The organism is Clostridium sp. MCC353, assembly GCF_018785315.1.
GTDB lineage: Bacteria > Bacillota > Clostridia > Lachnospirales > Lachnospiraceae > CHH4-2.
On the sequence record NZ_WQPN01000100.1, the window covers coordinates 597 to 12,323 of the forward strand.

Here is an 11,727-nt window from a genome sequence, read left to right on the forward strand (position 1 = left end):
CCTTCCCTTCCCCCAATCTTTATTTATCCTTTATCAGGCCAGTACACAGCCATGAATCCTGGGAACGGGGACGGACGGGGGCGGAGGCCTGCTTGGAGGTTTGACGCCGGGCGGAGCGGAAACCGTTGGCGATGAAAGCCGTCTGGAAACCGTTAGTGAAACTTAGGCTTCAGGGACGGAAAAAGACGGGCAGAAACTGAAAACCAAATCAGTTTCTGAGATGCCCACTGAACGGTAAAGTCCTATAAAGAGTTTACCGTGAATGGGCATCGGACCGTCTTTTTCCGTCCCTGGAGCCTTAGTTTCACTTACGGTTGGAAGCCGGCTTTCATCGCCAACGGTTTCCGCTCCGCCCGGCGTCAAACCTCCAAGCAGGCCTCCGCCCCCGTCCGTCCCCGTTCCCAGGATTCATGGCGTTACTTTTACGAATCAACTAAATAAAGATTTCCCCATCTCTATTGTAAAACCCCCCTCCTCAATGTAAAATAAAACCATAACGAAATTACTAATGGAGGCGCATGTGAAAGTAAACATTTATGTAAAAAAGCTGGGCAGAAACCGCCCTCAAGCGGTTCCCATAACTTACGATTATCCGGCTTCCATCCGTACGGTAAAAGATTTGTTGAAAGAGACGGTGCGGATCAATTTAGAGGCTTATAAAAAAGGAAGCCGGGATACGGACATCGCCCGCGTGCTCACGAAAGAGGAGATCGAAAACCAGGCGGAATCGGGAAAAATTGCTTTTGGAATCCATTATAATACAAATGAGACGGAGTTTGAAACAGCGGTGGAAAATGCATGGCAGTGTTTCGAAGATGGAATCACCGCCTTATTTGTGGATGGAGAGAGACTGGAAAACTTGGAAACGCCGGTGGGGCTGCATGAAGAGAGTGAATTGACATTCATAAGAATGACCATGCTGGCCGGCAGAATGTGGTGAGGGAAGGGATATGGAGTACAGTATGGAATCCCGGCAGAAGCTGGTGGATAACTTTAAGAAGAAATGGGATAAAAAGCTGCTTTTAGCGGGAAATGGCCTGAAAAATCAGGTGAAAGAAGTGGAGCGGATAGGAGCATACCGGGCGGAGCCGGTTACCATCACCGAAGAGGCTATGGAATTCTGCAGGAATGAAAAGATCGGAACCTATTCCGAACTGATGAAAAAGCATTATGAAAAACTGACGGAATATTTTACCGGGAAACAATTGAAAGAGGATTATTATTACATCATAGACAAATTGAATCAATTTCCTTATGCTGAGAACATTTACCGGAGGACGGTGCGGACGAAACGGTATTTTCCCCAGGTGGAACACGTTTTCACTCTTCTGAGGGATTACCGGGTGCTGCAGTTTTTCGAGTGCAGTGTGGCGGATTATCTGCTGGACCAGATGGAACCAGAAAAGCTGGATTATAAACACAATTCCGTCTTCGGGTTCAAAATGAGACATTTTGACGACATCATCGCGGCCAGGATCGACCTGGGAGACGAGGATGTGATTGGGGCGGTCCGGGAGCTGATTCTCAGCGAAAACAACACGGCTGTTCTGACCGTGAACGTGATCCGGGGCATCATTAAGAGTTCCGATGAAAGCCTGCATAAACTTCTGGCTGAGTTTCTGCTGGCTGCCAGGCTTCAGGAAGGGGTGCGGCAGGCTGTGTGCGAAAATGCGGACTGCGGAACCGTGGAGGCATTTATCCGGATATTTGATACGATCTGCGAGAATGGGCTGACCCGTTTTGCAGCCGTAAAACGGGCTGTGGCAACATGGACGGGAATCTGTGATCTGGAACATGTGGACCGCATTACCGACAAAATGGTGTCCTTGATGCAGCAGTCCATCAAAGACCCGGCGGCGGCCAGAGAGTTTTTAAAGACCAATGACACCATACAGATTGCCATTGGGCTGTGGACCCTTGGATTTTATGAGCTTCAGGACGCGGTGGATGTGATGCAGGAATATCTGGAACATGGAACCAGAAACCAGATTCTCACCATGTCTTATTTTAACCGCACCCTGCAATGGCCGAAGATCACATCCGTGACCGCAAAAGCGGCGGTTAAAAAGTTTGCGGACGATGAAGAGATTATCGCTGCATTTTTCCCCACTTATCTGGAATCTGCCCAGACGTATGCATATCAGGCCCTGAATTATAATGAAAACAGGAATAAGACGGAGAAAGTGTATGAAGAGATCCCTGTTTCCCGGCTGTTTGACAGCGAAGAGGAGGCGCGGGAACATTATGGGATTCTGAGGGGTATTTTAAATGGCATGACTAAGAAAAAACGGGAGTTTTTCCCCTGTATTTTTCCCTGGTATGGGATTACCCTGTCCAGAACCCAGATCATCAAGCGGATGAGCATCATTGCCTATGCCCTGAAAGATGAAGCGTACATGGAAGAAATGGCTGAAAAACTGAGCATGATAGATACCAGCGAGGGCTATTCTTCCAGGGGCCTTTGGGTGGAACTGCTGCTTCATCACCCGGCCAATGAACGCCAGAAAAAGCTGCTGATCAGTTATATTGCTGATAAGGAGAGCGGAGCCAGGGATACTGCCTGCCGGATCGCGGACAGGCTCACATTTTCCGCGGATGATTATGAGCAGTTGGAAGGATTTTTGAAATATAAGAATGGAAATATCCGCAGAAATGTGTTAAAGCTTTTGGAAAAACAGCCGGATGAGCTTTTGCTGGCTTCCGTAAAACGCCTTCTCAATTCCCCTGTGGAAGAGATCCGGGACGGAGGGCTGTCTCTGGTCATCCAGGCGAAAAAGTCGGACAGAAGCGGTCTGGTAAAAGCACAGCTGGTCAGTGAAGCAGGAAAACTAGAGACAACTTCGGATAAAGAGCAGATATTGATCAGTGAAATTACAGAAGATGAAAAGCCGGCAGAAGAGGGATATGGGCTGTATACGCCGGGATTTTCGTTCCGTTGTCCTGTCAGAAAGCCCGATTCCCGCGTGATCAGAGATTATTTTTCCATTTCTCCCAAAGAGATGGAACGCATCGTCAAAAAACTGGCGGCACTGATAGAGGAACATGCCGGGGCGGAATACAAGAACAGCCTGGGCAATGAAGTGCTTTTGGGGAACAGCCTGGTTCCCACCGCTTATGGCAATGCGCCCATAGCGGACCGCTATCCTTTTAAAGAACTGTGGGTTAACTTCTATGAACAGGAAATCCGGGACCCCCATTTGTTAAAGCTGCTTATTCTCGGCAGTTTCAATATCATTAACGTTTACGGCGGCAAACTCAAAGAGAGGGAGAAGCTGGAGCAGTATGGTAAAATGCTCATTGGCAAAGATCTGGCGGACTACCGGATGCCCAGCAGCCGGTACACCAAAGGGGGATACAGCAGTACGGTCAATACTGTTTTCGCGATTCTTGAAAGCATTTATCCTGAACAGGGCACAAGAGAGGCAGCATTGGAACTGGTATATGAAATTATGGATAAAATACCGGAAGAAGACTTGTGGTATGAGGTCGAACCGGACGGAAGATATTATTATAATTCGGTGCAGGATTATCCTCTGATCAATATTCCGGTGATTTCCCGGCTTTTAGATACGTTAGAGGATTGGGCCAATGATGATGAGTTTGGACAGAATTTTACTGCCATGTATCTGCTTGATGACAAATTAAAGTTCATTGAACACAACGATAGAAGCGGGAATTATTACAACAACCGGGCGGTTTCATTTTTGACGGTTTATCATTATATAAAAGCCTGTGTCCTGGGCCTGATTCCCATAGAGCTGGTGTATCAGTCCATATTCACGAGAATCGACCTGAGAAATGCGCTGGAGGATCTGTCTCGCCTGGTTATGGACAGCATGAATGCCAGGGATAAAAAATGTCTGAGCAGATTTCTGTCCGCAAAAGAGCTGGAAGAGGAAAAACTGGATGATAACAGCCCATTTGTGAAGATGGGGCGGGAGATTTATTTCAGGATAACGGACATGATACTGGATGTGGAGCTGAAGCGGGGAGAGATGGCAACGGAATTTTCCGACAGCATATCTTCCATGAAGCGGATTTTCGGCCTGGAGCGGCTGGCCCAGATTCTGAAGGCCCTGGGCAATGAAAAGCTGGATAGGGGAACTTACTATTACTGGTCGGGAAACAGGACGGGAAGAAAAGAGTGTCTGAGCTATCTTCTCCAGATCTGCTATCCCCTGGAGGATGATAATTCTGAAAAAATGGGCCGCTTATTCAGCCAGTCCAGCATCAAAGAACAGAAAATTATAGAAACGGCCATGTACGCCCCCCAGTGGCTTTCCATGATTGAAGAATATCTGGGCTGGCCGGGGCTGAAAAGCGGATGCTATTATTTTATGGCCCATATGAATGAGCGGTTTGATGATAAAAAGGCGGCCATGATCGCCAGATATACGCCGCTTTCGCCGGAAGAACTGAATAACGGGGCATTTGACGTGGCCTGGTTTAAGGAGGCTTACGGGCTATTGGGCGAGGAGCGGTTTAAACGGCTTTATGATGCGGCCAAATACATTTCCGACGGCAGCAAACATGCCAGGGCGAGAAAATATGCGGATGCGGCCCTTGGGACAGTTACCTCAAATGAACTGAGGCCGGTGATTGAGGACAAGCGGAACAAAGACCTTCTGATGAGCTATGGCCTGATTCCCGTTGAGGGAAAACAGGATCTCCTGGACCGGTATGAATTTTTGCAGAAGTTTTTAAAAGAAAGTAAGCAGTTCGGCGCCCAGAGAAGGGCCAGCGAATCCCTGGCTGTGTCCACGGCCCTCAAAAACATGGCCAATACCGCTGGATATACGGATGTGACCCGGCTGACGCTGGCTATGGAATCGGAACTGGTCAAATCATACGGGCCGTATTTTGAGGAACAGGAGATTGACGGCGTAATGTTAAATCTCCATACGGATGAAAACGGGAGGACACAGGTGATCTGCCAAAAGGGCGGGAAACAGTTGAAGTCGGTTCCGGCAAAACTTAAAAAGCAGGAATATTACCTGAAGCTGAAAGAGACCGAAAAGAAGCTGAAGGACCAGTATTCCAGGACGGTTAAAATGTTTGAACAATCTATGGAGGAACGGGAACTGTACCAGTACCAGGAACTGAAACTGCTCTGTGAAAATCCGGTGATTGAGCCGGTGGTCACTTCACTGGTATTCATCACAGAGGGAGAGAATCCGGTCCATGGATGGATGCAGGGAAAAGGGCTTGTGGACTGTTTCGGGGAGATTCATTCTCTGCCTGATGACGCACAGATCAGAATCGCCCATCCATTTGACCTCTACCGGTCCGGCTGCTGGCATGAATACCAGAAGATGATCTTCGCCGGAGCCGGGGAAGGAAATATCAAAAAGCAGCCGTTTAAACAGGTATTCCGGGAACTCTATGTAAAACTTCCCGAGGAGCTGGATAAAGAGCGTTCCACCATGTTTGCGGGCAACCAGATCCAGCCGTCCAAAACCGTGGCCTGCTTAAAGAGCAGGAGATGGATTGCGGACTATGAAGAGGGCCTGCAGAAAGTCTATTACAAGGAGAATTTAATCGCTCATATTTATGCGCTGGCCGACTGGTTTTCGCCAAGCGATATCGAAGCGCCTGCGCTGGAATGGGTGGAGTTTACCGACCGTAAGACATTTAAGAATGTGAAGATCGAAGAGATCCCTGATATCGTCTATTCTGAGGTCATGAGGGATGTGGATCTGGCCGTAAGCGTGGCCCATGCAGGAGGCGTAGATCCGGAAACCAGCCATTCAACGGTCGAGATGCGCAAAGCAATTCTGGAATTCTCCCTGCCGCTGTTTAAGCTTTCCAATGTCCGTCTGGAGGGAAGCCATGCCTTTGTGGAAGGAAGCAGGGGCAGCTACAGCATTCATCTGGGAAGCGGAGTGATCCACCAGATGGGCGGCCACCAGATCAACGTGCTGCCTGTGCACTCCCAGGGAAGAGGAAAATTGTTCCTGCCGTTTTTGGATGAAGACCCCAAGACTGCGGAAATTATTTCCAAGGTTGTGCTGTTTGCAGAGGACAAGAAAATAAAAGACCCTTATATACTGTCTCAGATTATCCATTTGTGAGAATATTGCAGTCGTTGGGAAAACGGGAAAATATGATCTTTTATAGTACAAAGTGCACAAAACCAGATCTTGTTTTTGCACAGTTTTAATAATAGACTAACAAAAGGTTCAATGTTATAATATTTACAACTGAACAAATCGTGAACCAATTATGTATATCCTGGGGATTGGCCCAGAGTCTCTACCAACTACCGAAAGAGTTGACTACATATGTTATGTAGCCAGCTCTTTTTTTGTTTCGTCGAAATCTGTATTTTTTCGGAACAGAAGGGATGGCGGATCAGGTGGAAGAGAGTCTGTTTGGCCCCGGGGAATTGAACTTATCATGCAGGAATATGATCAGGCATGGGGGCTGACAGACTTTTTGCCTGCCGGCAAAAGAACCGGGAAACAGGATTGGTTGAGCGAATCAAGGAGGAGTCAAAATGAAGATTGTAGGTCAGAAAATGACACGTGTGGATGCTTATGGAAAAGTGACCGGGGAGGCCAAATACACCGCGGATCTGGAACCCAGGGATATTCTCCACGGCAGGGTTGTCCATTCTTCCATAGCCAATGGGCTGGTAAAGAGCTTCGATTTGAGCGAAGCGGAGAAAGTGCCGGGAGTGGTGAAGATTGTCACCTGCTTCGATGTGCCGGACTGCCAGTTTCCTACGGCAGGACATCCGTGGAGTGTGGAAACGAAACATCAGGACATCAGCGACCGGAAACTGTTAAATCAGAGGGTGCGTCTGTATGGGGACGATATTGCAGCGGTCATTGCGGAAAATGAAGTTGCGGCAGCCCGGGCAGCCCGGTTAATCAAGGTGGAATATGAGGAATACGAACCGATTGTGACGGTGGAAGCCGCGATGGATGAGAAGGCATCTGCGCTGCACCCGGATATCCGCCGGGATAATGTGATTGCCCATACCCATATGACCATGAAAGACAGTGAATTTACCTACGAAAAGGGAATGGAAGAGGCCCGAAATACATATGGAGCCGATGTTATCGCTTTGGAAGAGGAGTACAATACGGCCCGCATTTCACACTGCCATATTGAACTTCCGGTTTCCTGGGCTTATGTGGATACCAACGGAAAGATCACCATCACTTCTTCCACCCAGATCCCCCATATCGTAAGGCGGTGTACGGCCCAGGCCCTGGGAGTGCCCGTAGGAAAAGTCCGGGTGATCAAGCCTTATATAGGCGGCGGTTTCGGCAATAAACAGGATGTTTTGTATGAACCGCTGAACGCATTTTTGTCCATATCGGTGGGCGGACGCCCTGTCAGGCTGGAAATCAGCCGTGAGGAGACGATCACAGGGACCAGAACCCGTCACGCCATTCAGGGAAAATGCAAAGGGATTATGACAAAAGACGGCCGTATCCTGGCAAGAAAGCTGGAAGCCTATGCCAACAACGGCGGCTACGCTTCCCACGGCCATGCGATCTGCGCCAACTGCGGCAATGTATTTAAAGATTTGTACAGGGATGAACTGGATACGGAAGTGGACTGCTGGACCGTCTATACGTCCTCTCCGACCGCAGGCGCCATGAGGGGCTACGGCATTCCCCAGGCGGCCTGGTTTACGGAATGCCTGGCCGACGATATGGCGGATGCCATAGGCATGGATCCCTGTGAGTTCCGTCTGAAAAACTGTATGGAAGAAGGGTTTGTGGATCCGGCCAACGGCATCACTTTCCACTCTTACGGTTTGAAAAAATGTATCGAAGAAGGCAGAAAGTATATCCATTGGGATGAAAAATGGAGCGCGTATAAAAACCAGACCGGCCCTGTGAGAAAGGGGATCGGCATGGCCATTTTCTGCTATAAGACCGGCGTCCACCCAATATCACTGGAGACCGCGTCCGCCAGGATGGTGCTGAACCAGGACGGTTCCATGCAGGTATGCATGGGAGCTACCGAAATCGGCCAGGGTGCGGATACTGTATTCACCCAGATGGCGTCTGAGACCACGGGCATTTCCACGGATAAGGTCTATATTGTGTCCACCCAGGATACGGATACCACTCCATTTGACACCGGCGCTTACGCGTCCCGCCAGACTTACGTTTCAGGCATGGCCTGTAAAAAGTGCGGGGAAGAGCTGCGGGGTAAGATTCTGGAGTATGCGGCTTACATGCTGAATCATGATGTGAGCGACCTTTCAAAGACAGTTTACGCCGATGTGGTAAAAGAGGCGGCTGAGAAGATTAAAGAGGCCCTGGGGCTGGACGAAGAGGATGAAGTCACTGCGGATATGCTGGATATTGTGGACAGCAGGGTAGTTGTTAACGGAGGAGAACCGGAGCTGTTTGACGTGGCCGTGGTGGCGGATACCGCATTTTATTCTCTGGACCGATCCGTACATATTACTGCCGAAGTATCGAACCAGTGTAAGGACAACAGCTTCTCTTCGGGCTGCTGTTTTGTGGAAATAGAAGTGGATATGCCCCTTGGCCTGGTGACTGTAAAAGACATCATCAATGTCCATGATTCCGGCATCTTAATCAATCCACAACTGGCCCGCGCCCAGGTGCATGGAGGCATGAGCATGGGGCTGGGATACGGCCTTTCGGAGGAGATTTTAGTGGATGAAAAGACGGGAAGGACGCTGAATGACAACCTGCTGGATTACAAGATTCCCACTGCCATGGATACACCGGACCTGCACGTGGAATTTATCCAGCTGGATGATCCCACCGGCCCTTACGGCAACAAATCCCTGGGAGAACCGCCTGCAATCCCGGTAGCGCCTGCAATCCGCAACGCCCTGTTAAATGCGACGGGAGTCCACATGAACGTGCTGCCCATGACAGCTCAGCGGCTGATTGCCAAATTCAAAGAAAACGGTCTGATATAAGGAGAAGGGTTATGTTTGATATAAAATCATTTTATGATGCGAAAAGTGTAAAGGAAGCCATAGAATACCTGGAAAGAGATCCCGATGCCCAGATCATAAGCGGGGGCACGGATGTGCTGATCCGGGTGAGAGAAGGAAAGGACGCCGGAAAGTCAGTGGTTTCCATTCATAATATTGAAGAACTGAAAGGGGTAAAGCTGTTGGAAAACGGCGATCTGTGGATCGGGGCGGGCACCTCATTTTCCCATATTACCAATGATCCGCTGATCCAGAAATATATCCCGATGCTGGGTGAGGCGGTTGACCAGGTGGGGGGCCCCCAGATTAGAAATACCGGAACCATCGGGGGAAATATCTGCAACGGCGCCACATCGGCGGATTCCGCTTCCACCATGTGGACTCTGGACGCCCTGGCTGTGCTGGAAGGGCCAAATGGGGAACGGACGGTTCCTGTCTGCGGGTTCTATACCGGCCCTGGAAGGACGGTCCGCGACAGATGCGAGGTATGCAAGTATTTTATAATCGCCAAAGAAAATTATGAGGGCTGGGCAGGCCATTATATCAAATACGGCAAACGGAAAGCCATGGAGATCGCAACTCTGGGCTGCGCGGTGAGGGTGAAGCTTTCAGAGGATAAAAAGCGGATCGAAGATGTCCGCCTGGGCTACGGCGTGGCCGGGCCTACTCCTCTCCGCTGCAAAAAGGCGGAAGAGGGCTTAAAAGGCCGTGAAGTTACGGATATTGAGGCCATGGAGGAATTCGGAAAAACGGCGTTAACAGAAGTCAATCCCCGTTCTTCCTGGAGAGCTTCTAAGGAGTTCCGCCTTCAGTTGATCGAAGAACTGTCCAAACGGGCATTAAAAGAAGCGGTGAAAAAAGCGGGGGGTGAAGTCAATGCTTAAAATTGTGCATATGAAAGTGAACGGTAAAGAGGTAGAAACAGCGGTGGACGAGAGGGAATCCCTGTTAGACACGCTGCGGCAGAGATTCGGCCTGACTTCTGTGAAGAAAGGCTGTGAAGTGGGAGAGTGCGGAGCCTGTACGGTGCTGGTCAACGGCGAGGCCGTGGACAGCTGCATTTATATGACCATGTGGGCGGAAGGAAAGAGCATTCTGACTGTGGAAGGGCTGAAAGGCCCCAATGGGGAGCTGTCCCCCATTCAGAGGGCATTTATTGAGGAAGCCGCCGTTCAATGCGGATTCTGTACCCCGGGCCTGATCATGAGCGCTGTAGAGATCGTGGGAACCGGAAAAAAATACAACAGGGAAGAGTTAAAGAAGCTGATTTCCGGCCATCTGTGCAGATGTACGGGATACGAGAATATTTTAAACGCCATGGAGCGGATCGTAGAGGAGGTGTACAGGGAGGTAAATAAAAATGAATAGGGGCGCGGACTGCAGCATCACCAATATTTACAAGCTGGACGGCCGGGTGCCTTTAGGGAAAGCAATACCCTTTGGCCTGCAGCATATCCTGGCCATGTTCGTTTCAAACCTTGCTCCGATTACGATTATAGCGGGAGCGGCCCAGCCGGCCCTGAGCCAGGCCCAGACCGCCGTCCTGCTTCAAAATGCCATGTTCGTGGCCGGTATTGCCACGCTGATCCAGCTATATCCGGTCTGGAGGATTGGTTCCAAACTTCCGGTGGTGATGGGGGTCAGCTTCACCTTCGTGACCGTTTTAAGCACCATTGCGGCAAATTACGGTTATCCGTCGGTAATCGGGGCCGTGCTGATCGGCGGTCTGTTCGAAGGGACTTTGGGGCTGCTGGCGAAATACTGGAGAAAGATCATCACTCCTGTTGTGGCCGCTTCTGTGGTAACGGCCATCGGATTTTCCCTGTTCACCGTAGGGGCCAGGTCATTTGGCGGCGGTTATGCGGATGATTTCGGGTCTGCCCAGAACCTGATTTTGGGATTTATCACTCTGATCACCTGTATTTTGTGGAATATTTTTGCGAAGGGGTATTTAAAACAACTTTCCGTGCTGGCGGGGCTGGTTGTGGGCTATGTGATAGCCATTTTTCTGGGCAAGGTGGATTTGAGCCTGATTCTGTCGGGCGGCTTTATCGCTCTTCCCAAGCTTCTTCCTTTTATTCCGGAGTTCCATGCAGGTGCTGTCATTTCAGCCTGCATCATCTTCCTGGTGTCTGCGGCTGAGACCATAGGCGACACTTCCGCCCTGGTTTCCGGTGGTCTGAACCGGGAAATTACCGGAAAGGAGATTTCAGGTTCTCTCGCCTGCGACGGATATGCATCCTCATTCTCCACATTGTTCGGATGTCCCCCTGTCACTTCCTTTTCCCAGAATGTGGGGCTGGTCGCCATGACGAAAGTGGTTAACCGGTTTACGATTATGACAGGAGCCGTCTGCATGATCCTGGCGGGCCTTCTGCCGCCGGTAGGGAATTTCTTCGCATCCCTTCCCCAGTCTGTGCTGGGCGGATGCACCATCATGATGTTTGGAAGTATTCTGACGTCAGGAGTCCAGATGATTGCAAAATGCGGGTTTTCCCAGCGGAATATTGTCATCATCTCCCTGTCCCTGGCAATCGGCATCGGATTTACAACCGCCAGTGAAATCGGTATTTGGGATATTTTCCCGCCGCTGGTGCAGTCGGTGTTTTCCTCCAATGTGGTGGCTGTGGTGTTCGTCATTTCCGTTGTGTTAAGCCTTCTGCTGCCAAAGGATATGGACATCAAAACGCTGGAGGAGTGATTAGGTATATCTTTATTTAACGAGTTGGCAGGAGTGACGCCATGAAGACGGGGAATCTGGGGCAGGCGGCCGTGGATGAGAGGAATTG

The 11,727-nt window shown here is 50.0% G+C and carries 7 protein-coding genes and 1 riboswitch; of the genes, 6 read left to right on the forward strand and 1 reads right to left on the reverse strand.

Annotated elements, in window-relative coordinates; genetic code table 11:
* Positions 1 to 162: 162 nt before the first annotated feature.
* Entirely contained in the window at positions 163 to 363 is a 201-nt protein-coding gene (locus tag GPL15_RS17320) for a hypothetical protein (RefSeq protein WP_215699950.1), read from the reverse strand.
* A 157-nt stretch (positions 364 to 520) separates the two neighbouring features.
* Here GPL15_RS17320 and GPL15_RS17325 point away from each other — a divergent pair, with 157 nt between their 5' ends.
* The 6 genes from GPL15_RS17325 (at position 521) to GPL15_RS17350 (ending at position 11,639) form a co-directional block, all read left to right on the forward strand.
* On the forward strand, positions 521 to 940 hold the full coding sequence (locus GPL15_RS17325; protein ID WP_215699951.1) for a hypothetical protein: 420 nt from the start codon (positions 521 to 523) through the stop codon (positions 938 to 940).
* Between the two features lie 10 nt (positions 941 to 950).
* Positions 951 to 6,071: a DUF4132 domain-containing protein gene (locus tag GPL15_RS17330; RefSeq protein ID WP_215699952.1), complete on the forward strand. Its 5,121-nt coding sequence runs from the start codon at positions 951 to 953 to the stop codon at positions 6,069 to 6,071.
* Between the two features lie 131 nt (positions 6,072 to 6,202).
* Positions 6,203 to 6,298: riboswitch (purine riboswitch) on the forward strand.
* A 198-nt stretch (positions 6,299 to 6,496) separates the two neighbouring features.
* On the forward strand, positions 6,497 to 8,920 hold the full coding sequence (gene xdhA, locus GPL15_RS17335; protein ID WP_215699953.1) for a xanthine dehydrogenase subunit XdhA: 2,424 nt from the start codon (positions 6,497 to 6,499) through the stop codon (positions 8,918 to 8,920).
* An 11-nt stretch (positions 8,921 to 8,931) separates the two neighbouring features.
* Positions 8,932 to 9,822 (forward strand): xanthine dehydrogenase subunit XdhB, encoded by an 891-nt coding sequence (gene xdhB / locus GPL15_RS17340; RefSeq protein ID WP_215699954.1) that lies wholly within the window; start codon positions 8,932 to 8,934, stop codon positions 9,820 to 9,822.
* Positions 9,815 to 10,306: a xanthine dehydrogenase subunit XdhC gene (xdhC, locus tag GPL15_RS17345; RefSeq protein ID WP_215699955.1), complete on the forward strand. Its 492-nt coding sequence runs from the start codon at positions 9,815 to 9,817 to the stop codon at positions 10,304 to 10,306. Before xdhB ends, xdhC begins: the two co-directional genes overlap by 8 nt.
* Positions 10,299 to 11,639 (forward strand): nucleobase:cation symporter-2 family protein, encoded by a 1,341-nt coding sequence (locus GPL15_RS17350; RefSeq protein WP_215699956.1) that lies wholly within the window; start codon positions 10,299 to 10,301, stop codon positions 11,637 to 11,639. Before xdhC ends, GPL15_RS17350 begins: the two co-directional genes overlap by 8 nt.
* Positions 11,640 to 11,727 lie beyond the last annotated feature (88 nt).

Excerpts from the sequence above, each read along its gene's own strand:
- GPL15_RS17330 (WP_215699952.1), top strand. The coding sequence starts at position 951 with ATGGAGTACAGTATGGAATCCCGGCAGAAGCTGGTGGATAACTTTAAG.
- xdhA (WP_215699953.1), top strand. The coding sequence starts at position 6,497 with ATGAAGATTGTAGGTCAGAAAATGACACGTGTGGATGCTTATGGAAAA.
- xdhB (WP_215699954.1), top strand. The coding sequence starts at position 8,932 with ATGTTTGATATAAAATCATTTTATGATGCGAAAAGTGTAAAGGAAGCC.
- xdhC (WP_215699955.1), top strand. The coding sequence starts at position 9,815 with ATGCTTAAAATTGTGCATATGAAAGTGAACGGTAAAGAGGTAGAAACA.
- GPL15_RS17350 (WP_215699956.1), top strand. The coding sequence starts at position 10,299 with ATGAATAGGGGCGCGGACTGCAGCATCACCAATATTTACAAGCTGGAC.